Raw genomic sequence first — 24,164 nt, 5'->3', positions numbered from 1 at the left:
TTGCTAATAAACATAGCAAAATTATAGATGATTTCCTGACCTAAGATCACATTTTATTCTTTTTTCCACTTCAATCTAAGAATTGAGAAAAAAGCAAAACCTTATATTATACCATAAAAAAATTATGCAAGAGGTCTACTGAATCGGTTTTTAATAGCATGATTAACCCCCAATCCAACTTGAAAAACCCGCTCCCTTCTCCCCACTCTCCTATAACTTTTAAACAGGATTTAGTATGACTATCTAGGGTTTGCTGAATAAGTACGGGCGAAGCATTCGGATAGAAAATCTACGTTTTCACCGATAGGTTATTGCCCGAATGCTTCGCCCCTACAGGACGCGGGCCGATGAAGACGCAAGGTTTTGAACGACGATTCTCTCAAAATCTTGCACCTGTTTCGCGAGAAAAGCCCCAAAACCCTTACTTTGCCTACATTTCAAATTTATTCAGCAAACCCTATCTAAATTACTCGTTAAGACTATGAGCAGGGAGCAGGGAGAAAAAACCTGACTCCCGATGACTGAAAGCTGATCACTGACAAAACCTATCCCAAAACGATCGAATCGCGCAGGGATTGAATTTCCTCGGTTTGTAAACGCGCTCCAAAAGTAGAAACCACCCGGGCAGCCGCTAGAGAAGCGAGATTTCCTGCTCCTTTGTAACCCATACCGTGGGTAATACCGTAGAGAAACGCACCTGCATACATATCCCCCGCGCCGACGGTATCGATCGCCTGTACGGGATGGGGGTCAATTTCCAGGAGATTTTCGCCATCATAGATCAAAGAACCACTGGCACCCCGGGTGATAGCGAATCCTTGGGCAATGGTTTTAAAATAGGCGATCGCTGACTCGATTTCCTCGCTGCCGGAAATAGTCAAAGCTTCCGACTCATTAGCGAAAACGAAATCTAACCCCGTTCCGATCATTTCCAGTAATCCCTCCCGGAAGAAAATCGCCATATTGGGATCCGACAGGGATAAAGCGGTTTTGACTCCAGCCGCCTGAGCAATTTCTCGCCCTTTAATAGCGGCAGCTTTGGCAGTGGGAGAGGTGACGAGATAACCTTCGAGATAGAGATAATCGGCATTAGCGATCGCTGAGGGGACTAATTCTCGTTCGGAAATTTCCCCAGTGATGCCGAGAAAAGTATTCATGGTGCGATCGGCATCGGGAGTGACGAAAACTAGACATTTTCCCGTGATTCCCACCTCTTTTTCGCCGCCGTGTTCATTGGTATGCAAACCACAGGCCCGCAGATCTTGCAGATAAAACTTACCTAATTCGTCATTACCCACTTTACAGGAATAGAAACCTCTACCCCCCAACTGAGCGATCGCTACTAGGGTATTCGCCGCCGATCCGCCACCGCTGCGTTTACAATCAAGAGCCAATTTTTCCATCAACTGGGTTTGACGATTTTCGTCCACCAGCGTCATCACTCCTTTATCGATGCCTAATTCTTGCAGTAATTCAGGAGAGACTTGAAATTCCATATCAACGAGCGCGTTACCGATCCCATAAACGTTGTATTGTTTGCCCATAATTTAGTCGATCGCCTAAAAATACTTTGTTATTGATAGTAGGGAAAGAAGGGGCAAAAAGCTAGGGGCTTTTTTCAGCCAGAGAATACCATAATCAAAAATAATGGGTGTGCTAGTCTCACACCCCCAGTAATTTGTGTTAAGTTTTGTTTAACGAAGCCACTTTAAGCCTCATCGTAGGCTTCTAGATCCAACAGATAAAGATAAGGTTCGGCTAATTCCTGCCTTTGAAAAGCGATCGCTCGCAACAGGTGCCAATCCCGCAAAGCCTCGAAGGGGTTACTATACTCATCTTTTTCTAGTCGTTCGGCTAAAGAAGCAATATCAGCGGCGTTATACTTGGCAATATCTTGATCAGTGAAGCTTATAACTGTCATTTCTGCACCTCCCTCGACCTTTGTTCTTTTTCTAGCCTAACATATATTCTGAGTTGAAAAAATGCCTTCCCCGCCAAGTTAAGAACTGTAAATGGATGGGTAATTGTGGTAAGATTCCAGCAAAAGAGCTATTTTTAGTTGATCTTCTATGAAAACAGCCCTCATTACTGGCGCTTCCACCGGTATCGGTGTCGTCTTTGCTCGTCAACTTGCCCAACGGCAAATGGAGCTAATTTTAGTCGCTAGATCTAGGGATAAACTAGAACAATTAGCAGCGGAATTAGAGGAACAATACGGGGTAAAAGTGACAGTTATCGTCCAAGATCTGACCGTTGCTGGGGCGGGAAAGCTGGTATATGATACGGTGAACCAAAAAGGAATCAACGTCGATTTACTGGTAAATAATGCCGGTTTTGGTGATTATGGCGCTTTTAGCGAGCGGGATTTAGCCCGACAGTTAGAAATGATCCAGTTAAATAATCTGGTATTGGTGGAATTAAGCCACTATTTTCTCCGTCCCATGCTTGCTGGTGCTGGGGGGGCAATTATCAATGTTGCTTCCATTGCTGGGTTTCAACCGCTCCCCTATCTTTCCGTTTATGCGGCGACAAAAGCCTTTGTCCTCAGCTTTAGCGAGTCTCTCTGGGCAGAAAATAAAGACAAAGGCGTTGAAATCCTCGCTCTTTGCCCCGGTCCGACGGAATCTAATTTTTTTGAGGTGGCCCGATTTCCCAGTGCCTTTATGGGCAAAAACGGCCGGTTAGATTCGGCGGAAGTGGTGGTACAAGAGGCTTTAACCGCCTTGGCCAACAAACGCCCCAACGTGGTAGCAGGTAAATTTGCTAATAAAATTATCGTCAATCTGCCCCGTTTTTTACCCAGAAGTTGGATCGTGTCTTTGATAGAAAAGCAATTCAAGCTATAACTAGGGTCTGCTGAAAAAGTTTTTCCGGGGGGTAGGGTGTGGGGTTTTACATATTTTCAGGGAAAAAGTAGCTCAATTTCCCCCGGATTACCCCCATGGCTGACACTTTTTAATGGCGAAAAAGTCTAAAAGTTTTATCCAACAGGGTTGTTAGATTTATGGCGCAAAATCGAGCTTTGTCAAGGGGTGGTTTGATTAACTTTTAGCATCTCAACGAGGATATTATGGGCATCCTTGGCTGATTCTAGGGTGCGCTCAAAAGGTATTCTAATTGTTTGACTCTCCCCTAATTTTTCTATGGCTAAATCCATACCTTCGGGATCGATGGATAGCATTTGAGCGGTTTCTGCATCGGTAATATTGCCGTAAACTTGAGCGTAGAAAAGCACGGCATCACCGTGATCTTTATTCATGTGTTTACAGATGCGATCGCTAATGGCGGGAGTGATAGTTTCAGACATAAGATTCTGGAAAAAAATCGATGATTGAGGTGGGGACAGATAAAAGCCAGTTCTAAATCGAGGCAAATGGAGGGATATTAGTTAGGGTAGCCTAATTAATCGCCAATTGCCAGATAATTTGGGCGTGGACATGGGAGACATCAATGATAAGTTTAATATTATTTTCTTGACAAAAATCCTTAATTGTGCATTGATCTAATTGTCCCACTTAAGGTCAATCGGGGTAGAGAGTAAAGTCTGGGGCTGCCCGTGCATTTAATACTAAATCCGTTGAGTATAGGCTACTTATGAGGATAGGCAAGAGGCAAGAGGCAAAAGGAGGAATAGATAATCAGTCTTTAATAACTGGATTTAGTATAAATTGCCTGTTGAGATGAAACAAGAGGCAACAGTAAAGGGATTGGGAGAGATTGAGCTAATCGGATAGGCGATTAAAATGCCTCTTAGCTTAAAACCCCACACCCTGCCCCCAGAAAAAACTTTTTCAGCACATCCTATATATTTTATCGTTCACAACCGACAACAGAAGCGGTGTAGGTATTACCGATGTGCTGAATACCATTGACAAAAAGATTGACTAGAAAAGGTTGATCATTTGCCCGGACTGTGGCAGTAATTGTTAAGGGTTTATCGGGTTCGATTCGTACTCCATTAGTATTAAAAAATTCCTCGTTAGTTTGATCGCTATACTTGAGAAACAGCCGGATATCGAAGGAGGCAGCCCGGGGGACAGAAACCGTAACGATAAACCTCTGAAAACGTCTCCCCCCCGGAACTGCCCAATCGGTATTCCAATTATTACGAGTTATCGTGACACCGAAAGGCCCTGGAACAGTGGGTTGTGAGACGCTTTTGGTAACTTCACTACCTTCACCCCCTAATAAAGAAAGTGGCCGACAATTTTGCGCCGCTGCCGGTAGATGTAAGCTTAATAATACCGCCGATAGACCCAATAACCCAGTGATAGAGGTTAATTTCATCATTGATTTTGTCTCCAATTAATAGAACCTATCCAAAAATTATAGATGATCATGACGGTAAAAAAACGGTGATTTAGCTTAATTGAGCTAAATTCCGAAAAAATGCTGATCATCAACCTGAATTCTCAAAAACGGTGTTAAAATTGATTCATAATTTCCATATAAATATGTTCTAACTGTACCGTCTGACGGGCGAGAGAATCAATATTAATGCCATCGAATGCCTGAATAATCTCGCTTAATTCTAGATGTTCATCTAACCAAAAAGCTAAATCTTTACCGTAAAATTTGGGAGTAAATCCTAATTGTTTCCCTCGATTAATTGCCGCTTCTTGATCCTGGGTATCCATGATAATAATTTCCTTAGCAGGAATATGCTGACGCAGCTGATTTAAATTACCTTCGGCAATAATACGACCTTGTTTTAAAATGCCGATACGTTGACAGAGACGCTGTGCTTCATCGAGGAGATGGGTAGTTAATAAAATTGTCATTCCCTGTCGCCGTAATTCTCCGATTAAATCCCAAATTTCATAGCGAGATTCGATGTCTAAACCAGTAGTTGGTTCATCGAGAATTAATAATTTTGGCTGATGAACAATAGCCACAGCAATATTCATCCGGCGCTGCATTCCACCGCTTAAAGTTTCCACCGGACTACGGGCGCGATCGAGCAAATTTACTGCGGATAAACTGCTTTTAATCCGATGACGACGCTGGGGGCGATCGAGTCCATAAATCTGAGCAAAAAAGTTGAGATTTTCCTCACAAGTAAGGGATTTGTACAATAAATTTTCTTGTGGGGCAACCCCAATTAATTCTTTAGTAACTCTCGAAATTGGCAAATAATTAAAGGTAATTTCTCCCGATGAGGGTTTTAATAAATTACAAATTAAGTTAATAGTGGTGGTTTTTCCCGCACCATTTGGACCAAGTAAACCGTAAATTTCCCCCGCTTCAATATGAAAGTTTAATTGATCTAATACTAAGCGTCTTCCGTAATTTTTTTTGACATTACTAATAGTCAGCATTTTTAATAAAGTAATAAGGATAGTCAGAAGTCAGGAAGCAGGATTAGGGAGTGTAAGATATGGGAAGACAAATCAATAAATACTCTTGCCTTTTCTAACTGATAACTGATCACTGATCACTGATCACTGATAACTGATTTACAATCGGCGTTCAAGGTTTAACATTTGTCGATAGGTAAGCCAACCACCTGCTACCATAGCTAGAGCAAAAAGACAGAGAAAGCGAAAATGAGAGCTAATATCTTGGAGATTTTCGCCCTTTGCCCAAACAGCAATTAAAGCTTCATTCATGTGGTAGATCGGGTTATATTTAGCCAGAGATAGAATATTGTCGGGGAATAAAGCAGTCGGAAGAAAAACGCCTCCTAAAATTAATAAAGGAACCCCAAAAGTTCCCACCAAAGCATTAACATCTTCTGTTCTTTTCGCCAGTTGAGTACCGAGGATAAATCCTAAACCCACATAGGCGGTGATACTAAGGAAAATAATTAATAATTCTAGAGGAATTGAGCCTTTAAAAGTGGCTCCATACTGTTTAGCAATAGAATAAACTAAAACTGTCTGACAGGCAGCAATCACACAATGGGCGAGAAAAATGCCGATAAAATAGGAAACACCGCTTAAAGGCGATAAAAATAACCGTTTAATCGTTTGTTGTTCCCTTTCTGCTACTACCGTCGCCACGGTTCCCCCCAAACAACTAAAGAAAAGTGCCGCCCCGACGAGGGTGGGAGGAGTAGCCAGAGCCATTGCCTCAGCAAGCTCAATTTTGCCTTTTTCTGCCATAATATAGCCATTTAAGAGCAGGACAAGGATCGGGAAAATGCCCCAGAGGATTAAGCTACGCCCGCGCCGGATTAATTCTACTAAAATTCGTTGAGCGATCGCTAAAATTTCCTGCCAATATTTCATAGAATGTTAGTGTAATTGTTTCTCCCTGTAGAGAAATGAGTTTTTCTACTTTGTGACTTAGGCTTATTGTAAGTGTTCCAGAGCTTGATCGGCACGCAATCTTACCACTATTTCCGCTTCTGTCTCCCCAATCTGTGCTAAAAGTTCCCGAATCGCCCTGCGAAATGCCGCCGCCGCAGTTCCTAATCCCTCCAATCCGACGATCGCCGCATATCTAACCACCCACTCTGGATCCCCTTGCAAAAGTTTCTCCAGTGCCGCAAAAACAGCCTTCTGAGCCTCAGAAACCCGACTTTTCTCCAAATCAGACCAAATTATATTTCCTAAGCCCCTAGCCGCCCCTCGCCGCACACTAAAGGAAAAATCACTCACCGCCGCCTCAAGTAATAAGTCCAATCCTCGCACATCGCCAATTCCTGCTAGGGCGCGGGTTGCCCAAGCTCTCGCCCCATAATTATAACCGTCTAGGTTGGCTAGTAAATAGGGAACCGCCGCTTTGCCGATGGCGATTAAACCATCCACGGCTGCCACGGAGGCGCCGGGGTTGTTATATCTCAGCACATCGGTGAGGGTGGGTATTGCCGCTTCACTTTTGGCGGCGGCTAAGTTTTCCACGGCGGTTAGTAACTCATTAGCTGAGTCGGCTTTTTCGACGGCGATAATTAAAGTCTCAACGGTGGGAAGCATTGGTTATCAGTGGAGGGGATGAGGAGTTGGGGGTTGGGGTGTGGGGAAGTGGGGTGTGGGGTGTGGGGAAGTGGGGAAGTGGGGAGAATAAATAAAATAATCTCCTGTCTCCTGTCTCCTGACGACCGGCTACTGACTCCTAACTCCTATCTCCTAACCCCACCAAGAAACTTTTAAAGATAATTTTATCGCCAAACTTTTTTCTGTAAAATCTGACTAATTTCTTGGGAAAAAGGACAATCATCGGGAAAGTTAAAAGATTGATAATCGGGGTTATCTCGCAAGCTTTTTAAAGCCGTGGCATAGCAATCTAAAAATACTTGATTCCAGTAGGGTTTTAAACTAGGAGAATCCCTCAAAAGTTCTTCTAGTTCCCGTTGACTGCGCCTAATAGTTTCTTGCCAACCTCGATAATCCTCAACGTAATCAGTATAGCAAAGTTTGAGGCAGTGTTCTAAGATGGTGGTTAACCGGTTGCGGAGTTCACGTTTTTGACTTCTGCCCAAACTTTCTATCTCCTCGATCAAGTTTTCCCAGTCAACTTGATCAAAGTTTTTTTGTCTTAACAGAGTGATTGTCTCGTTCAGCCAGCCGACATAATCAGTTTGAATTAGCATAAAAACCTCTGGATTCTATCGGTTTTAATTTAAATCAAAAATAAGCAATTATTAACTACAATAAACTATCCATTAAAGTGAGAATTTCGGAGATATTTTCGCCGCTAGAATTGGTTTTTAGATGGTTTTCTAAAAGTTCCTTGAGAGCAACCAGTTTCAGACTATTTTCCGCCAAAGTATTAGCGATCGCAGGTGCGGCTGGCAGATAACCCGTAGCACCTAAATCCATTAAAGCAGAACGACGCAGCTGTAATTCTTCCCCTTGCAAGGCCTTAATCAGAATATCGCCATAGTGGGGGTTAGCCGTGAGTTGATAGAGGGCGCGGGCAGCCGCATAACGCACTTTTTCGACGAAATGCCTTAAAAATGGTTCGATGAGGGGAATCGCTTCCGTCGCTTGCAGGGTTCCCAAGGCTTCGATAATCGCTTCGTAGGGTTGGAATAAATGGGGTTTTCCCGCCACTAAAACAGCCCCTTCGATGCCACCCTCTAATAGTTTCTTTAAAGGTGCGATCGCGCTTCGATCCTGAAGCATTTCCAATGCCTGGGCAGCCGATTCGCGCACATAATAATCTTCACAGTCGAGACAGGCAATCAAAGCGGGAACACAACTGAGATCATCTAATTTCCCTAAAGCGCTGGCAGCATTGCGTCGCAGGGGATAACCGCCATCGGGAGTGCGATCGCTTTCGTCCTCTAAAGCGGCAATTAAGGCCGAAATCGCCTCCGGTTGACGAACACGAAATCTACCCAACCACCAAGCAGCATAATAACGCGCGCCTAGGTCTTCTCTTTGCTGGATATTAGCGATCGCTTGTTCAACGGTATAGGCCGGATTATCGACGGCAGCAGAGTAAGAATCGCTCATAGACAAGTGAAAATGGGTGTGGGGTGTAGGGTGTGGGGTGTGGGGTGTGGGGTGTGGGGGGATGGGGAGAATAAATAAAACCTGTCTCCTGTCTCGCGTCTCCTGACTCCTGACTCCTGACTCGGAGAATACTGATGACTGACTCAGTTTTTCATAGTTGCCGCACCCTTGCCAATACCAGAATAAATTAAACCCCGTTGAGCATCGAGACTAATGATCACCCCTTCGCGGATAATTTTCGTGGCATCTTTAACCCCGACAATCACAGGAATACCCAATTTTAAACCGATAGTAGCGGCGTGATTATTCATCGCGGTATCTTCGGTGATAATTCCGCCAGCTTTCCGCATCATATCCACATATTCGGCGCTGGTGGTGGGAACGACTAAAATCTCCCCACTACTAAAACTACCCACTTCTCGGGCATTATGGGCCACTCGCGCCCGGCCACTGGCCACACCCTGGCCGATACCCGTACCCTTGCCCAAAAGGGATTTTACCACTTCCACCTTAATTAAATCCGTGGAACCGGCCACCCCTTGCAGAGTTCCCGCCGTCATCACCACTAAATCACCATCCGCGAGGAGGTTATTTTCCTGGGCAAGATTCATCGCCACTTGAAAAGTTTGGCTAGTGGAGGGTAAATCGAGCAATAACATCGGTTTTACCCCCCAAACTAACTGTAACTGCTGTGCCACTTCCCGATGGGGGGTAACGGCTAAAATCGGGGTTTTGGGGCGAAATCTGGAGACATTACGGGCAGTAGAGCCGGTTTTTGTCAGGGTAATAATTGCCGCTGCCCCCAATTGTTCGGCAATTTGACTAACTGCCGAGGAAATAGCGTTAGGAATCGATTGTTTATTGTTAGAGCGAGCGGCACTATTGATCTGTTCCCGTTCGATCCTTTCGGCAATGCGGGCCATGGTTGCCACTGCTTCGATGGGATAATGACCCACAGCCGTTTCATTGGAAAGCATGACCGCATCAGTGCCATCTAAAATCGCATTAGCCACGTCAGAAACCTCGGCGCGGGTGGGACGAGGATTACTGGCCATACTGTCAAGCATTTGAGTGGCGGTAATAATCGGGATGCCTAGCTGATTAGCAGTATTAATCAGGCGTTTTTGCAGGATTGGCACGTCTTCGGCTGGTAATTCTACTCCTAAATCTCCCCTAGCCACCATCACACCATCACAGAGGGATAAAATTGCCTCCATTTCCTCGATCGCTTCGTGTTTTTCAATTTTAGCGATCACGGGGATAGATTTCCCCGCACTGGCGATTAATTCTTTAATTTCGAGGATATCTTGGGGATTACGCACAAAACTAAGGGCGATCCAATCCACATCCCACAGCAGTCCGAACATTAAATCCTTTTTGTCTTTATCGGTTAAAGCTTTCACCGACAGATAGACGTTGGGAAAATTTACCCCTTTATTACTGGATAAGACACCCCCAACCACCACGCGACAGGACAGGTCGCCTTTCAGGCGATCCACTGATTCCACCCGCATTTCGACTTTACCATCATCGAGGAGAATTCTCGAACCTTCTGGCACTTCTTGGGCCAGCGAGGGATAGCTAATGGAACTTATGTCCTGATTACATTCCACATCCCTAGAAGTAAGGATAAAGGGTTCCCCCGGTTTCAGGGTAATCGACCCACAGGCAAATTTACCTAAACGAATTTTTGGTCCCTGTAGATCCTGAAGGATGCCAATCGGTTGATTGAGTTCAAAGGCTAACTGACGGATCAAGTTAATGCTGTGACGATGGTAATCGTGATCGCCATGGGAAAAGTTTAATCTAAATGTCGTCGCCCCCGCCTTGATCATCTGACGTAATGTTTCCTTATTTTGCGAGGCCGGGCCAATTGTGGCCACAATTTTAGTGCGACGGGGGAAAGACAGAGAGTGCATAGATAAGCAACTAAATAGGCGAAGTAAATATAGCAGCGTTTGGGACGCTCCGATCATCTTCTCATAAATGGCTATATCCAGTGAAAAGTTAAAAGTAAAAAAACGGTGAGATCTACAAATCCCACCGTTTTTTCAAGTCCGTCAACTCAGCTTAGAAACGGAAAGTTGTCCGGATGACACCGACCAAAATGGAGTTACCTTCGTTGTTAGCGTTGAAGACCGCATAGGCACCGGGGGTAATCAGGATGTTTTTGGTGACTGGGAACTTATACTGGGCTTCTACCATGTAAGCGGTGCTGCTTTCTTTATCGGAACGGGGTACTTGACCACCACCGATGGACAGGGCTGCACCTTCGGCAAAGAGATCGAGGACAGAAAGATTAAGGTTCCAAGACCAGATACCAGTGTTATCGTCTCCGATCGCATCATTAACTCCCGTGGCCGAGGCATTAGCATAACCCCCCCATGCCCCTAGATTTAAGACTCCAGGGATAACCTGGGCGCTCGCTTGAAGACCGAAACGGTCGGCTACTGTAGCAACGTTACCGAAGGGACGCTCCGTCAGAGGGCTGCTGACGTTACCGAATAAACCAGAACTCATACTAGCCGCAGTTTGATAACTGCGAACATAGACGAAGTTAATATCGGCAAATTTGATGAAGGAGAAACCAACCTGAGCACCCGCACTGTAGGAACCGTTAAATAAACCGCTACCGGGGTTAGGATTGCTGGCTCCATCAGTCCCACCACTAGCTAGGTAGGTTCCTGTGACTTGGAAAACATCCCCGACATTAAATCTGACCGCCGCACCAACACCATCGGGACCGCGGAAGACGATGTTATTGTAGCGTTGACCGCGAGATAAAGCACCTGTACCGCTATCGGCGAGGAAGGGGTTAGTAGTGATGAAAACGTCATCTAGGTTTAACTCGTTAGCACCAACCCAAATGGTGATTTTACCGAAGGGAGTATCGATGGGAGCGCGGTAGAACAAGTCATCGATGGTGACATCGTTGTTCTGGCCATTATCGTATGCTAGACGGGTCATGTTGGTTCTCGTCGGACCACTTTGGTTGAAAGTGTTGTTAAAGTTACCCGCTTGTAAACGGGTTCTTAACAAATCTTTACCGGTGAAGCTGGTTTCAAAGTTGAGACGAACCCGGTTATTAAATACTGTTTGGGTCTGATCTTGATTGGTGCCTCTAGTCACCGTACCGTCGGTATTTCTAAGGAGAGCCTGACCACCGAAGCTATCGGCGACACTGAAGATTACCTCACCTCTGAGTTTGGTGGTGGTAGAAAATTGATTATTTTCCAAGAAAGAAACGCGCTGTTCGAGGTTATCTACTCTGGCCCCTAAAGCCGCTAGTTCGCTTTCAAATTCTTGAACAAGACGTTTTAATTTATCAATATCTTCCCTGAGTACACCCACACCATCTTGAATTAAACGTTCCATGACGTTCAAACAAGCGTTTAAACCAGCGGCAAATTCCCAACGAGTGGTAGCGCGATCACCACGGAAGGTACGGTCAGGATAACCAACGATACAACCGTAACGTTCCACAAGACTTCTTAATGCCTCGTAGGCCCAAGCGGTGGGAGATACGTCCCGCAGTTGGTTAACGCTAGTCACCTGGGACATGGAACCTTGATAGACACTCGTATTAATCTGCTGACTATTTTGGGCACTCTGAATACGATCGAGTTGCTGCTGCGCAGCCGGATCAATTTTCAGTTGAGGTGTCCCCGACATAGTTTGAGCCACTGCGCTGCCAGCAGCTGCCACGGAAGCACCTAATACTAAAGGAGTTACCTTTGCTATATTCTTGAATAGTTTTGACATGGGTCAATCCTCACACCTTATTCTATGGATTGAATGGACTATGAATACAAACAGACTATATGTTCAGCCTGAATTATGATCATATTCTATGCTAATTCCCCCTTGGCTGGGTTAAGTTAATTTTATGATATGACAGAAAAATTTCTGTCTGAATCTTATTAAGATTAGGACTTAGGTACTTGACAAATTAACCATGATGTGCATCAAGGAAAATCCCTCCTTTCAGACTTGCGGCGATTAACTTCCCAAGGATAGCGATCGCTGAAAAGTGATCAAGAAATCACGTTAAAATGCCCGAAACCCATCTATCACATTTAGTCAATCCTGTCAATGGGTAACTTCTAAAGATTTTGTTAAAATCTCAGCCTTTTCAGTTATCAGTGATCAGTTATCAGATGTGAGTTTTCAGTTCACTGATTACTGTTTACTGTTTACTGATCACTGATAAAATCTCCGCACTCCCCTAACAATAGTTGTGTGAACGAGGGTGGTTAATATATTGCTGGACTTTGGGGTTAGAATATAGCTCGATGCCTAGAGTTAAAAACAGCAGGATTGCTTCTGAAAGCTGAGGGCTAGAGATAAAGACTCGATTCTTAAATTTAAGCACCGAGAAGGGAGATAAAGATGGTCAATTTTGGGCTGAATTCGGCCAGTATCTTAGGAATTTTTCTGGCAGTGGCCGGAGCCGGGTTATACTTCCTGCGCTCGGTGCGGCCGGAACTTTCCCGCGATCATGATATATTTTTTGCCGCCGTTGGTTTACTGTGCGGTTTAATTCTACTTTTTCAAGGGTGGCGACTGGATCCAATTTTGCAATTCGGACAATTTCTGCTGACTGGGGCAGCGGTGTTTTTTGCCTTCGAGACGGTAAAATTAAGGGGTTTAACCACAGAACAGGCCCGCCGCGGCACGTCTTTTGTGGATGAACGTCCTGTGAGTCGGGAATATCGGGCCGAATTGGAACCCCTCGACACCTACGAACCGGAGGAACGTTACGAAGATAATCCCCGTTTACGCGGTTACGATGATCCCCGCTCTTCCCGCACTTCTAGTTATCAGGACGAGGAACCCCGCAGCACCCGCACCCGTCGGCCGGCCGATACTAGCAGTCGCAAAACCGCTAATCGTCGTCCCCGCAATAGTTCCCCCACTAGCGATCGAGATGTTTATGATCAGCGCCGTAGCGGTGATGATTGGGAAGAAACCAGTTCCCGTCCCCGTCGTCGTCCCCCTAGTGAAGAGACGAGCAGTAAACCACCCCGCACTAGCCAAAAACGTCGTCCTCGCCCAATAATTGAGGATGATCCGCCATTTAAAGGGGAATACGTCGATTATCAACCGATCGATTCTAGCGATACCGGCGATCGAGAAGATTGGCAGAGACCGGATAATAGTGAACGGGAGTCGAGTAATGATCATCCGACTAGGTTTGATTATTAAGGAGTAGGTCCGATGACCAAAGCTCCCTTTTTCCTGTTTATCTGCTTGTTTTTAGGGGTTATAGGCGGTTGTAATCTCAATAACCCCGGTTTATCTACAGGAACCCTCAATAGTCGCTATAATGACGAAAAACCTGCCCTGAGTGGTGATGGTCGTTGGCTGGCTTTGCTGTCTAATCGTCGCGGTAGTAATCAGATACTGCTGTATGATTTGCAGACAAAACAATACCAGACCCTAGGGGGATTATATACGGGTCAAGAAATTACCGATAGCCCTAGTTTAAGCCAAACGGGGCGTTATCTGGCTTATGTGGTGATTATTGAAGGTCGTCCCGTCATCGCTTTATATGATCGCATTACCGATCGTTCTGAGTTATTGAGTCAAAATTATCGCGGTTGGTTGCGAAATCCCCGTCTTAGTCCCGATGGTCGTTATCTTGTCTTTGAGTCCGCTCGTCGGGGACAATGGGATGTGGAGGTTCTCGATCGCGGTCCGAATATCGAGTTAGATATTGCCGATGGCAGTCCCGTTGAAAGTCCCAAACCGTGAAACGTTATTTTTTTATTAGTCTTGTTGCTGTAATTAGTTTGTTAACTGGATGTGCGGGTTATCCCAGTTTATTGTCTTTTCCTTTCGATCGAGGGGGGAGAAGTTTAAATAGTGCTGCTAGTGAATTAACTCCCTATCTTGCCTCTCGCTATCTCGTTTTTGCTTCCGATCGCAATGGTTCCCAAGCTATCTATCTTTTTGATGCCATCGATCGTCGTTTATTGTCTTTACCCGGACTAAATTCTCTCGATCAGATCGCTTCTAGTCCTTCCATTAGTGAAGATGGTCGTTATATCGTTTTTACTGCTAGTCGTCAGGGAAAAACGGCTATTTATCTGTATGATCGACAAACTCAACAGAGAAGGGAAATTGCTCCCGATCTGCTCGCGGAAGTACGCAATCCGATCATCAGTGCCGATGGTTCTAAAGTGGCTTTTGAAGCGGCAAAAAATGGGCAATGGGATGTTATGATTTACGATCTATCTGGACGGGTATTAGTCAATGAAAATCAGTGATCATTAGACCTCTTGTAAAAATCAAAAATTGTTGTTAGGGTTAGGAGTCAGTAGCCAGTATTCAGTAGTCAGGAGAATTAAGAATGAATAATAATCAATTAAATAGTCTATTGACAGATTTCATGCTATTTAATCCTTATTTTTGCCGTTTTTGAAACCTCAAAAATTATCCTAAACCCATAGCTTTTAGTCGATGTTCTAGAAATTGTTTTCCCTGTTTTTCGCCGTCAGCGATCAGACGCTGGATATTGGCAGGAGAGCGATCAAGTTTACTTTCATAGTTGAGACTATTGGCTAATTCCGCAGACATTTCGATCATCGGGATATGGTAATCTTGATCGGGATCTTCTGGGAAAGATTTAGGAATTTTAAATGGTTCTGTTAATCCGATCTCGCGCAAGTATTCCTCTTTAAATGCTCCTTTAAGAAATAATTGATTGATCAACTCAATCTGATCGAGACCTTGAAATAGGGAAACATTGCCTTCTAATTCATTACGGCGATCAGCAATATCATCGGATTGCACGGGGATCTTGTCTCTAGAGGTGGGATTAATTTTAATTACCCAAATTTCATCGGGAATATTTTCGATTCCAACAAATTCACGGCGAATTAAAGAACGGATGGGGGGATTATCGGAAAATAGTCCATCCCAGTAGGCCATAGTTTCAATGGTGACAGCAGGAAAAATGTTAGGAACACAAGCAGAAGCTAGGATATGTTCAATTTTAACTGCTTCCTGGCGCGAGTTAAATTTACTTAATTTTCCTGTCAGGATATTACAGGCCCCAATTAATAAAACTGGGGGTTCTGGTTTAGCTCCCCAAGTGGCTAATTCCGAAAAGTCAATATGCGCTCTTAGTAACTGATCAAAGTTGGTAAAGCGACTGCGTAAACCGTAGGTAGCTATAGAAAATAAGGTTTTAGTAATCGGAGAGGAAGGACTGAGATTATACTGGGGAATTAATCCTTTGCTGGCCAATTCTAGAGCTTTAATAGCTGAGTCATTAAATAGTTGTTCTTGGGGAGTTCGAGCGCTATTATCTTCCCAAAAATCAATCATTCTTTTCCAAACGACGCTATCACCTTTTTTGAGAGCATACCAGGTGAAAAAGGCACAGATAGCACCGCCAGAAGTACCACTGAGACTGACAATATTAAAGTAATCTTGCACTTTATTGTCAAATAATGCTTTTAATGCACCGGCAGTAAAAGCAGTTTGACTGCCGCCTCCCTGACAAGCGATCGCGATTTTGGCTTTCATAAATATCCTTTGAATAGCTTCTATCTAAGCCCTAGGGCTTTAATTTAAGGTTAATTGATAAACTTAAAATCGGATGCAAAAATATAGAAATTTTTCTGATTTTCAGAAGAGCTGCTCGGGAGATTTTGCTATCACTTCTAGGAAAGGATAAGTAGGTAGGTATTAAAAACTTTCAGATGCCCCCCTTATTAAGGGGGGATTAAAGGGGGGACTAAGGGGGGATCGGCACCCCCCTTATTAAGGGGGGCAGGGGGGATCGAACCTAAAATCCATTTTTAATTTAATTATAACCAGCTACTTATGGTTTCAAGGGAATTGTCTAGGTAATTAGCTGAAGCCATCAGCCTGCGGCTATATCCAAGCGATAATAACTAGAAAAATGGCTAATTAATCGGATAAATAAAAGCTGATAACTGATAACTGATAACTGATAACTGATAACTGATAGATTAAATTACCGTGCCGTCGGGAATAGTGGCATTTTTGAAAATAACCACGATGCCGCTGCGAACATAGAAACCTAAATCTTCGCGATTAGCTTCTTCCACACGATCTTTGTTAACAATTAAAACATTGGAACCAATGCGAGCATTTTTGTCCACAATTGCCCGACGAATAGTGGAACCAGGACCGATACCCACGGGAATTTTGGCATTTCCGATCAGACTTTCCCGTTCGGGGAAAGACTCATAAAAGTCGGCTCCCATCAGCATTGTATCCTCGATCGTGCAGTCTTTGCCGACTCGACTACGAATACCTAAAATCGAGTGATGGATGCGAGATTCTTTGAGAATACAACCTTCAGAAATCATCGATTCTGTCACCGTACAATTGAGCATTTTTGTGGGTGGCAGATAGCGAGAACGGGTATAGATGGGGGCTTTTTCGTCGTAGAAACTAAAGGCGGGATTTGGTTGTTGGGTCAAGGCGAGATTAGACTCATAAAAGGCCTCAATCGTCCCGATATCTTCCCAGTAACCCTTAAATAAATAAGCCTGAAGATTGTAGTCTTTAGCCGCCGAGGGAATAATTTCCTTGCCGAAATCGGTCTGTTCTTTATTGGCATCGAGCAGATCGATTAAAACATTCTTTTTAAAGACATAAATTCCCATGGAAGCGATGTAGGGACTTTGACGGGCTTGGTCGGGACTTAAGCCTAAAATCGTCGTATCTACCCGCATTCTTTCCAATTCTGGCCCTTTGGGTTTCTCATAAAAATCGACAATTCGCCCCGAATCATTAATTTTCATCACCCCAAAAGCGGAGGCCCGACGTTCATCGATGGGAACCACCGATAAAGTGATATCGGCGTTAGTTTCCCGATGGCGTTCGATGAACTTGCTGTAGTCCATGCGATAGAGATGATCTCCCGAGAGAATTAGATATTCATCGATATCCCAATCCTTCATCGTCCAGATATATTGTCGTACTGCGTCGGCCGTGCCTTGGAACCATTGAGGATTCTCCATGGTTTGTTGAGCCGCCAAAACTTCCACGAAACCATCGCTAAAACCCGTAAAATTATAGGTACGATTGAGGTGACGATTGAGGGAAGCGGAATTAAATTGCGTCAACACATAGATTTTGTCAATCTGGGAGTTAATACAATTGCTGACGGGAATATCGATTAAGCGATATTTTCCCGCTAGGGGGACGGCAGGTTTTGCCCGCAGTTTCGTTAACGGATAAAGGCGAGTTCCGGCCCCGCCACCCAAAATAATAGCTAATACTTTTTTCACGCGCGTAACCCTCGCGATTGGCTGTTTCCTTCTCAAAGTAAGTGTAGGATGATAGCGCACCTTATTGATAGAGGGGAAACAAAAATCTAGATCTAAAAGTCATCAAGAGGGAATTGATCGGAGTCTTTGCGGATAAATTCGCTAAAATCATGAATTTTTGGGCTAAATCATTAATATTCACCTTTTTTCTTCCTTTACCTTACCTAATGCCCACCACGGTGACTGGCGATCGCTGTTCTTGGTTAGCCCAAGGTTCCGATGTACAGACTTTCGGTAAACAGGGCCAAAGCGGAAAAGCTGGCAAGATCGGCAGCCAAGGCAAAAATAGTGACAGTTTAACCCTTTTTCTCGATGGTTCTCCCCTAAAACTCGATATTTCAGGACAAAAAGGAATCGATGGTGAAAATGGCGGCAACGGCAGCGATGGCAACTGTAGCGGTCAACCTAGCAACGTCACACGAAATCTCCAGGCGGCCGGTGGTGGCAACGGTGGCAATGGGGGTAATGGTGGTGATGGGGGCAATGGCGGCGCTTTAACCCTCTATGCCACTAATTTAGATTTTTTAAGACAAGTAACGGTCAATGCTGCCGGAGGCGCTGGGGGTTTTGGGGGTCAGGGAGGCCAAGGGGGCAAGGGTTGTCGCTGTTCCCAACCTTTCTGGACAATTCAAACCTGTAGCGGTAGGCCGGGTGATGCCAATTATAGCTGTACCACCAGAGAATTTAGCTGTCAGGACGGTCTGGATGGGGCGACGGGTAATAGTGGTCGTAACGGTCGCGAGGGACGTTTAGGACAGTTAACTTTAATTCAAATTGATCGCCCTTTAACTGCCGATCAACCGAGCGCAACTGTTCCCCTTTCGGAGTTAAAAGAACGGGGTTATATTCTATCTAAAAATAGTTGGGAAACTCGCACTGGGGCAATGTCTTTATTTTCTCCCGGTTCCCTGATCGATGATCAATATCGGATTTTATTAGATCGATCGGAACGTTCTTTTATTTTAATTTGGAATGCCCCCCAAGAGTTTAACCGGTTTGCTAATCAGCGTTTTACTTTAACCCTCGATGATCAAAAGGAAATGAAGGTAACTGTCCCCAGTGAATTGTGGATTGAGGGAACCACTCAAAAACGCAATAATGTTACGGAATTTGTCGTTTATAATGCTGTTTTTGAACGAGATGTCACCCAATTAGAAGCAAAAGGTATTACAGGAAATGGTACTGATTTAAGGCTTTTTCTCGAAGATAAAGCTTCCCAATCGAATTTAATTGGCACTAAATTTAAACTGCGTTATCGCGTCACTCGTTGGCAAGCAGACGACCTGCAAACCAGTCCCAGAACTGATTTTGTCACTCGCTATGAAGGAGATATGCCTGCTAATTTAATCCGACAGGAGGGCAATCAATTTATTCTGGATATCGGTCAATTACCCTTACCTGTGGAATCCTTGCGATCGGGTACGGGGGTAGAAATCGAGTTACTTGCTACTCGTTCTTTTGCCGGTTATTCCAAAGAGCAAAAAATCGTCATCCGCGACACGATTAAAGGGGCAAATATGCCACGGAGATAAGTCAAAAAAGTTCCCTTCTCCTTTCTCCGGTGCAATGTTAAGTAGGTAGGCGTTAAAAATTATCAACTTACCTCGTCTATATTTCACATTTATTCAGCAAACCCTATCTAACTACCTCTTGCCTCTTGCCTATCCTAACCAAGAAATTAATTTTGCCCTATTACTTATCAGTTCCCATCTGTTGCGTCTAAGCTTTCTGTTCCTGTTTAGATTTATGTAGGGGATCCATATAAATCTCTAAGCGCTTAAATACCACAGAGGAAAGGGTAGTTAAAACCAAATAAACTACAGCAACAGCGATATAAATCTCGAAAGCTTTATAGGTAGTGGCCACCATTAATTGACCTTGCCGGAATAATTCTTCAAAACCGATTACTGCCGCTAAACTGGTATCTTTAATTAGGGTGATAAATTCATTCCCCAAGGGCGGCAACATCCGGCGAAAAGCTTGGGGAAAAATCACCTCGTGCATGGTTTGCACTGGGGACATCCCTAAACTAGAACAAGCTTCCCATTGACCATTATCGATCGATTGAATACCGCCGCGCATAATTTCAGCTAAATAGGCCGCTACATTTAAACTTAGGGCAAATAGGGCCGCCGGTAAACGATCTAAGTCGATATTTAAGCCAATTTCTCGGAACAACCCGGGCAAACCAAAATAGATCAAGAATAATTGCACCAGCATCGGTGTTCCCCGAAAGAAATCCACATAGATGCGGCAAATTATTTTTAACCATTTGTAGGGAGAAATCAGGGCAATAGCCACTAAAGTTCCGCCGATTAACCCGAACAGAAAAGACAGAACTGTTAACAGAATTGTCCAGGGAACCCCTTTCACAATCAGGTTATAGAATAATTCTCCCCAGTTAAACCTCGATTCCTGTAAATTCTTTAAAGCTGGGGCAACTAAGGGTAATTCTGGCGGTTTTTCTCCAAACCATTGCCTAAAAATAACATCGTACTGACCACTTTCTATAACTCGACCGAGAGCATCATTAATTAACTGGAGATAGGGGGAATTTTTGGGTAAAGCAATGCCGTAGAATTCCTCCGTTAATAATTCTCCGACCACCTTTACTCCCCTTAAACCCGCTTGTTTAATTGCATACAAAGTCACGGGTTTATCGTTAACTACCGCCTCAACTCGACCATTAATTAATTCCTGCAAAGCTAAAGCCGCCGAGTCAAATTGACTAACTGTTGCCCCCGGTATTTTCGCCGCTTCTAAGGCTCCTGTTGTGCCAATTTGGACGGCAATTCTTTTGCCTTTTAAGTCTTCAAAATTTTTAATCGTCTTATTATCTTCCCGAACAGCGATCGCTAAACCAGCCCTAAAATAAGGTCGAGAAAAAGAAATCGCTTGAGCGCGTTCGGCGGTGATGGTCATGCCACTAATAGCGGCTTCCACTGTTCTCGCTTGTAGAGCCGGAATAATGCCATCAAAGGGTAAATTTCTAAAGTCAATGTTGAGATCGGCTTCCTTGCCAATCGCCCGCATTAAATCGATATCAAACCCGGTTAATTGTCCCCCTTGTTGAAATTCAAAGGGTGGAAAAGTCGCTTCTGTGGCGACTCGAAAAGGATTAGGAGGAGTCTGAGAAAAAGCGGGAATAACAGTTAATCCGATCGCCAAAACTAATCCTAACAAGGCAAAGATGACTCTCTGCACCGCCCGCCCTCGCCAAAATTTAATCATTTTTTAATTGTTTCTCCTTGATTTTTTTACTCAATTAAGTTAAGGATTTTGTCCTACTCCTCACCTAAGACAGATGTAGAGAGACTATTTGAGTATTATGATTATTCCTCTTGATAAAATGTCGTCAAGGATACAATTTAGCAGAAACTAATCTGGATACCTTTATACAGAATCTAAAATTTTTTACGAGAGGACATCATGACCACTACCACCCCTGTGATTGTTAGTGAAGGTTTACGCAAAAGTTACGGCTCTTTAGAGGTACTTAAAGGAGTTACAGGCACTCTTTATCAAGGGGATGTGGTATCGGTAATCGGTCCCTCTGGCTGCGGCAAAAGTACCTTTTTACGCTGTCTCAATCGTTTGGAAACAATTAACGGCGGCCGCTTGGAGGTGATGGGAATTGACATCTCTTCCCCGAAGTTAAATCAATCGGTCCTCCGCAACTTACGCAGCCGGGTAAGTATGGTGTTTCAACACTTTAATCTTTTTCCCCATCTCACCGTTTTACAAAACTTGATGTTGGCCCCCAAGCAAGTGTTACACCACTCGGAAAATGAGGCTAAGGATACGGCAATTCATTATCTGGAAAAGGTGGGATTAGCACCAAAAGCCGATGTTTATCCCGACCAATTATCGGGAGGCCAAAAACAACGGGTGGCGATCGCTCGCAGTCTCTGCATGAAACCAGAGGTGATTTTATTTGATGAACCCACTTCGGCCCTAGATCCGGAATTAGTCGGGGAAGTGTTAAACGTCATGCGTCAATTGGCCGATGACGGTATGACTATGGTAGTCGTCACCCACGAAATGCAGTTCGCTAAGGAAGTCTCTAACAAGGTTTTGTTCTTTAATCAAGGTGTCATCGAAGAAGCAGGCGATCCCGACACCTTTTTTAATAATCCCCACAGCGAGCGCTTACAAGCCTTTTTAAGTCGCATCAATAGTAATTAGGGTTGGCTGAATTCAGGAGGCAAAAGACAGGAGACAGGAGACAGGAGGCAAAAGGCAAAAGGCAAAAGGCAAAAGGCAAAAGGCAAAAGGCAAAAGGCAAAAGGCAAAAGGCAAAAGGCAAAAGGCAGCTTTATTCTCCCCACACCCTACACCCCACACCCTACACCCCACACCCTACACCCCACACCCCACACCCCACTTCCCCAACAATTGTAAAGAAATGTTACAATTATGCCGTTATAACAGCTTACCATCTTGACAGGAGAGAAAGACAGTGGTTATAGTAGAGACACATACCCGGGTAAACCAATTTAGTGATATGCAAGACAAGCAAAAAGTCACACTGTACCTTCCCCCTGGAGTCCATCGTCAACTGAAAATCAAAGCCGCGATCGATGAAGAATCGATGTCAGGGCTGGTGGAAAAAGCGATCGCTTTCTACCTAAAATACCCCGAAAAGGTAGAAGAAATCGAAGCCGCCGCCTATGGCAAAACCTATCAGGTTCATGTCTGTCCCGAGTGTGATGCCGCCTTAGTAATGAAAGAAGATCGGCTAAGGTCGATCAAACGTCAGCCTGGAATAGTGGGCGACGAGTTCCCGCTCGAAGTTCCCGAACCCGTTGGGGTCCAAGGAACCACAGAAGGAGAAGCAGCCTTAGTTCCCTGCTAAACTCTCAGTAGCCGAACAAGGCATCTACAGCCATCAGCCGCCCAAGGTCAAAACCGTTACCACAAATAGGGTCGATGTTATGAAAGAAGAGCTAGGAATTCTCGTCAAGGCTCAGTATCCCCTGATTTACCTCGTCACCTCCGAGGAGGAAAGGGCGGAAGAAGCCATCAGCAAAATAGCCCAACTAAATACACAACATCGACGGGTGTTTGTCTGGACTGTCACCCACGGCATGATCGAACTGGGTCAACCGCGCCAAACCAGTCAACATAATACCGTGTCGCCAGAAGCGGCGATCGAATGGGTAGTGCGTCAACGGGAAGGGGGTATCTATATCTTTAAAGACCTGCATCCGTTCATCACTTCTGCTCCGGTGACTCGCTGGTTAAGAGATGCGATCGCCAGCTTTAAAGGAACCGAAAAAATCATTATTTTAATGTCTCCCCTGCAAGAAGTCCCTATAGAACTAGAGAAAGACGTGGTAGTTCTAGATTTTCCTCTGCCGGACATGGGAGAGTTGGATACGGTTCTCTCTCAACATCTAGGCAAAAATCAAAATCGTCGTACCACCACAGAGGTGCGGGAAAAACTCCTGAAAGCGGCCTTGGGTTTAACCAAAGATGAAGCCGAAAAAGTTTACCGCAAGGCCTATGTAAAAGCCAACAAATTAACGGAAGACGAGGTAGAAATCGTCCTTTCCGAGAAAAAACAACTGATTCGCCGCAACGGAATTTTAGAATACATTGAAGAGGACGAGACCATCAATGCCGTCGGCGGTCTGGAAGAATTAAAAAGATGGTTAAAACAGCGCTCGAACGCCTTTACAGAAAGAGCCAGAGGTTACGGACTCCCCCAACCGAAAGGAATGCTAATTTTAGGAGTACCGGGCTGTGGTAAGTCCTTAATTGCCAAAACCACCTCGCGCCTCTGGAGTTTACCGCTCCTGCGCTTAGATATGGGACGGGTTTACGATGGTTCCATGGTGGGACGGTCCGAGGCCAACCTGCGTAATGCCTTAAAAACTGCCGAATCCATCTCTCCGGCCATTCTTTTCATCGATGAATTAGATAAAGCTTTTGCCGGTGGTACAGGATCCGCCGATTCCGATGGGGGAACCTCTAGCCGCATCTTCGGCTCCTTCCTGACTTGGATGCAGGAAAAAACCTCGCCCGTCTTCGTTATGGCCACAGCTAACCGGATTGAACGGCTACCCGGGGAATTTCTCCGCAAGGGGCGCTTCGATGAAATCTTCTTTGTCGATTTGCCCAATTCCGAAGAAAGACAAGATATCTTTAATATTCACCTGACTAAACGACGCTCCGACATTTCTCGCTTCGATTTGGAGCAGTTAGCCAAGGTATCCGATGGGTTTTCCGGTGCGGAAATAGAACAGGCGCTGATTGCCGCCATGTATGAGGCCTTCGCCCAAGATCGCGAATTCACGCAATTAGACATTATTGCGGCGATTAAGGCGACTCTGCCCCTATCTCGCACCATGACCGAACAGGTAACTGCCCTGCGTGATTGGGCCAGACAACGCGCCCGACCTGCTTCGGCCTCCGTCGCTGAGTACCAGCGATTGGAGTTCTAACAGAC

General features: G+C 44.7%; 22 protein-coding genes. 8 read left to right on the top strand and 14 right to left on the bottom strand.

Features of this window, described 5'->3' with window-relative positions; all coding sequences use genetic code 11:
• Window positions 1-545: 545 nt before the first annotated feature.
• Entirely contained in the window at window positions 546-1,544 is a 999-nt protein-coding gene (locus IM507_RS21815; protein ID WP_130757889.1) for an adenosine kinase, read from the bottom strand.
• A gap of 164 nt (window positions 1,545-1,708) precedes the next feature.
• A complete protein-coding gene (isiD, locus tag IM507_RS21810) occupies window positions 1,709-1,921 on the bottom strand; it encodes a protein IsiD (RefSeq protein ID WP_069473990.1) in 213 nt (70 codons plus the stop codon).
• Window positions 1,922-2,069: 148 nt separating this feature from the next.
• Here isiD and IM507_RS21805 point away from each other — a divergent pair, with 148 nt between their 5' ends.
• Window positions 2,070-2,846, top strand: a complete 777-nt coding sequence (locus tag IM507_RS21805; RefSeq protein WP_287637743.1) for an SDR family NAD(P)-dependent oxidoreductase — start codon at window positions 2,070-2,072, stop codon at window positions 2,844-2,846.
• A 179-nt stretch (window positions 2,847-3,025) separates the two neighbouring features.
• Here IM507_RS21805 and IM507_RS21800 read toward each other — a convergent pair whose 3' ends face one another.
• The 9 genes from IM507_RS21800 to IM507_RS21760 all read right to left on the bottom strand — a co-directional run bounded on the left by IM507_RS21800 (window position 3,026) and on the right by IM507_RS21760 (window position 12,164).
• Window positions 3,026-3,307, bottom strand: a complete 282-nt coding sequence (locus IM507_RS21800; RefSeq protein ID WP_002732965.1) for a DUF2470 domain-containing protein — start codon at window positions 3,305-3,307, stop codon at window positions 3,026-3,028.
• A 503-nt stretch (window positions 3,308-3,810) separates the two neighbouring features.
• Window positions 3,811-4,290, bottom strand: coding sequence for a hypothetical protein (locus tag IM507_RS21795; protein WP_002774825.1), 480 nt, complete (start codon window positions 4,288-4,290; stop codon window positions 3,811-3,813).
• A 134-nt stretch (window positions 4,291-4,424) separates the two neighbouring features.
• A complete protein-coding gene (locus IM507_RS21790; protein ID WP_002732759.1) occupies window positions 4,425-5,318 on the bottom strand; it encodes an ABC transporter ATP-binding protein in 894 nt (297 codons plus the stop codon).
• A gap of 138 nt (window positions 5,319-5,456) precedes the next feature.
• Window positions 5,457-6,230 carry an ABC transporter permease gene (locus IM507_RS21785; protein ID WP_002774827.1) on the bottom strand — a complete coding sequence of 258 codons (774 nt, stop codon included), beginning with the start codon at window positions 6,228-6,230 and terminating at the stop codon, window positions 5,457-5,459.
• A 63-nt stretch (window positions 6,231-6,293) separates the two neighbouring features.
• On the bottom strand, window positions 6,294-6,917 hold the full coding sequence (locus IM507_RS21780) for a HEAT repeat domain-containing protein (RefSeq protein ID WP_287637742.1): 624 nt from the start codon (window positions 6,915-6,917) through the stop codon (window positions 6,294-6,296).
• A 185-nt stretch (window positions 6,918-7,102) separates the two neighbouring features.
• Window positions 7,103-7,534 (bottom strand): DUF29 domain-containing protein, encoded by a 432-nt coding sequence (locus IM507_RS21775; RefSeq protein WP_287637741.1) that lies wholly within the window; start codon window positions 7,532-7,534, stop codon window positions 7,103-7,105.
• Window positions 7,535-7,589: 55 nt separating this feature from the next.
• Window positions 7,590-8,402 carry a HEAT repeat domain-containing protein gene (locus IM507_RS21770; RefSeq protein WP_287637740.1) on the bottom strand — a complete coding sequence of 271 codons (813 nt, stop codon included), beginning with the start codon at window positions 8,400-8,402 and terminating at the stop codon, window positions 7,590-7,592.
• A 143-nt stretch (window positions 8,403-8,545) separates the two neighbouring features.
• Complete coding sequence (gene pyk / locus IM507_RS21765) at window positions 8,546-10,321, bottom strand: pyruvate kinase (protein WP_272103283.1); 1,776 nt, start codon at window positions 10,319-10,321, stop codon at window positions 8,546-8,548.
• Window positions 10,322-10,472: 151 nt separating this feature from the next.
• Window positions 10,473-12,164 carry an iron uptake porin gene (locus IM507_RS21760; RefSeq protein WP_002731518.1) on the bottom strand — a complete coding sequence of 564 codons (1,692 nt, stop codon included), beginning with the start codon at window positions 12,162-12,164 and terminating at the stop codon, window positions 10,473-10,475.
• A gap of 627 nt (window positions 12,165-12,791) precedes the next feature.
• On the opposite strand from IM507_RS21760, the gene IM507_RS21755 reads away from it, so the two are divergent.
• The 3 genes from IM507_RS21755 to IM507_RS21745 are packed head-to-tail and all read left to right on the top strand — an operon-like array spanning window position 12,792 to window position 14,671.
• Window positions 12,792-13,607: a Ycf66 family protein gene (locus IM507_RS21755; RefSeq protein WP_287637737.1), complete on the top strand. Its 816-nt coding sequence runs from the start codon at window positions 12,792-12,794 to the stop codon at window positions 13,605-13,607.
• 12 nt (window positions 13,608-13,619) lie between these two features.
• On the top strand, window positions 13,620-14,156 hold the full coding sequence (locus tag IM507_RS21750) for a TolB family protein (RefSeq protein ID WP_002732502.1): 537 nt from the start codon (window positions 13,620-13,622) through the stop codon (window positions 14,154-14,156).
• Window positions 14,153-14,671 carry a TolB family protein gene (locus IM507_RS21745; RefSeq protein ID WP_287233698.1) on the top strand — a complete coding sequence of 173 codons (519 nt, stop codon included), beginning with the start codon at window positions 14,153-14,155 and terminating at the stop codon, window positions 14,669-14,671. Before IM507_RS21750 ends, IM507_RS21745 begins: the two co-directional genes overlap by 4 nt.
• Before the next feature lie 166 nt (window positions 14,672-14,837).
• Here IM507_RS21745 and IM507_RS21740 read toward each other — a convergent pair whose 3' ends face one another.
• Window positions 14,838-15,935, bottom strand: coding sequence for a patatin-like phospholipase family protein (locus IM507_RS21740; RefSeq protein ID WP_002774842.1), 1,098 nt, complete (start codon window positions 15,933-15,935; stop codon window positions 14,838-14,840).
• A gap of 449 nt (window positions 15,936-16,384) precedes the next feature.
• On the bottom strand, window positions 16,385-17,674 hold the full coding sequence (locus IM507_RS21735) for a glucose-1-phosphate adenylyltransferase (RefSeq protein WP_016514814.1): 1,290 nt from the start codon (window positions 17,672-17,674) through the stop codon (window positions 16,385-16,387).
• Window positions 17,675-17,880: 206 nt separating this feature from the next.
• Between IM507_RS21735 and IM507_RS21730 the strand changes: the two genes are divergently transcribed.
• Entirely contained in the window at window positions 17,881-19,245 is a 1,365-nt protein-coding gene (locus IM507_RS21730) for a collagen-like protein (protein ID WP_123230893.1), read from the top strand.
• Between the two features lie 187 nt (window positions 19,246-19,432).
• Here IM507_RS21730 and IM507_RS21725 read toward each other — a convergent pair whose 3' ends face one another.
• Entirely contained in the window at window positions 19,433-20,944 is a 1,512-nt protein-coding gene (locus IM507_RS21725; protein ID WP_069473999.1) for an ABC transporter permease subunit, read from the bottom strand.
• Between the two features lie 198 nt (window positions 20,945-21,142).
• Here IM507_RS21725 and IM507_RS21720 point away from each other — a divergent pair, with 198 nt between their 5' ends.
• The 3 genes from IM507_RS21720 to ycf46 all read left to right on the top strand — a co-directional run bounded on the left by IM507_RS21720 (window position 21,143) and on the right by ycf46 (window position 24,159).
• On the top strand, window positions 21,143-21,898 hold the full coding sequence (locus tag IM507_RS21720; protein ID WP_002741419.1) for an amino acid ABC transporter ATP-binding protein: 756 nt from the start codon (window positions 21,143-21,145) through the stop codon (window positions 21,896-21,898).
• A 319-nt stretch (window positions 21,899-22,217) separates the two neighbouring features.
• On the top strand, window positions 22,218-22,568 hold the full coding sequence (locus IM507_RS21715) for a slr0373 family blue light stress response protein (protein ID WP_123230829.1): 351 nt from the start codon (window positions 22,218-22,220) through the stop codon (window positions 22,566-22,568).
• Window positions 22,569-22,647: 79 nt separating this feature from the next.
• Window positions 22,648-24,159, top strand: coding sequence for a stress-responsive protein Ycf46 (ycf46, locus tag IM507_RS21710; protein WP_002731604.1), 1,512 nt, complete (start codon window positions 22,648-22,650; stop codon window positions 24,157-24,159).
• The last annotated feature ends 5 nt before the right edge of the window (window positions 24,160-24,164 follow it).

The organism is Microcystis sp. M20BS1 (genome assembly GCF_020245305.1).
Classification (GTDB): domain Bacteria; phylum Cyanobacteriota; class Cyanobacteriia; order Cyanobacteriales; family Microcystaceae; genus Microcystis; species Microcystis ichthyoblabe_A.
The sequence above is the reverse complement of the archived record's forward strand: the minus strand, read 5'-3'. Positions and strand labels throughout refer to the sequence as shown.

Bases quoted from the DNA above. Each gene is read 5' to 3' on its own strand.
- IM507_RS21740 (WP_002774842.1), bottom strand. From the start codon at position 15,935: ATGAAAGCCAAAATCGCGATCGCTTGTCAGGGAGGCGGCAGTCAAACT.
- IM507_RS21755 (WP_287637737.1), top strand. From the start codon at position 12,792: ATGGTCAATTTTGGGCTGAATTCGGCCAGTATCTTAGGAATTTTTCTG.
- IM507_RS21775 (WP_287637741.1), bottom strand. From the start codon at position 7,534: ATGCTAATTCAAACTGATTATGTCGGCTGGCTGAACGAGACAATCACT.
- IM507_RS21715 (WP_123230829.1), top strand. From the start codon at position 22,218: ATGCAAGACAAGCAAAAAGTCACACTGTACCTTCCCCCTGGAGTCCAT.
- IM507_RS21800 (WP_002732965.1), bottom strand. From the start codon at position 3,307: ATGTCTGAAACTATCACTCCCGCCATTAGCGATCGCATCTGTAAACAC.
- IM507_RS21785 (WP_002774827.1), bottom strand. From the start codon at position 6,230: ATGAAATATTGGCAGGAAATTTTAGCGATCGCTCAACGAATTTTAGTA.
- IM507_RS21805 (WP_287637743.1), top strand. From the start codon at position 2,070: ATGAAAACAGCCCTCATTACTGGCGCTTCCACCGGTATCGGTGTCGTC.
- IM507_RS21725 (WP_069473999.1), bottom strand. From the start codon at position 20,944: ATGATTAAATTTTGGCGAGGGCGGGCGGTGCAGAGAGTCATCTTTGCC.
- ycf46 (WP_002731604.1), top strand. From the start codon at position 22,648: ATGAAAGAAGAGCTAGGAATTCTCGTCAAGGCTCAGTATCCCCTGATT.
- IM507_RS21780 (WP_287637742.1), bottom strand. From the start codon at position 6,917: ATGCTTCCCACCGTTGAGACTTTAATTATCGCCGTCGAAAAAGCCGAC.
- IM507_RS21795 (WP_002774825.1), bottom strand. From the start codon at position 4,290: ATGATGAAATTAACCTCTATCACTGGGTTATTGGGTCTATCGGCGGTA.
- IM507_RS21730 (WP_123230893.1), top strand. From the start codon at position 17,881: ATGCCCACCACGGTGACTGGCGATCGCTGTTCTTGGTTAGCCCAAGGT.
- IM507_RS21770 (WP_287637740.1), bottom strand. From the start codon at position 8,402: ATGAGCGATTCTTACTCTGCTGCCGTCGATAATCCGGCCTATACCGTT.
- IM507_RS21790 (WP_002732759.1), bottom strand. From the start codon at position 5,318: ATGCTGACTATTAGTAATGTCAAAAAAAATTACGGAAGACGCTTAGTA.
- isiD (WP_069473990.1), bottom strand. From the start codon at position 1,921: ATGACAGTTATAAGCTTCACTGATCAAGATATTGCCAAGTATAACGCC.
- IM507_RS21720 (WP_002741419.1), top strand. From the start codon at position 21,143: ATGACCACTACCACCCCTGTGATTGTTAGTGAAGGTTTACGCAAAAGT.
- IM507_RS21815 (WP_130757889.1), bottom strand. From the start codon at position 1,544: ATGGGCAAACAATACAACGTTTATGGGATCGGTAACGCGCTCGTTGAT.
- IM507_RS21760 (WP_002731518.1), bottom strand. From the start codon at position 12,164: ATGTCAAAACTATTCAAGAATATAGCAAAGGTAACTCCTTTAGTATTA.
- pyk (WP_272103283.1), bottom strand. From the start codon at position 10,321: ATGCACTCTCTGTCTTTCCCCCGTCGCACTAAAATTGTGGCCACAATT.
- IM507_RS21750 (WP_002732502.1), top strand. From the start codon at position 13,620: ATGACCAAAGCTCCCTTTTTCCTGTTTATCTGCTTGTTTTTAGGGGTT.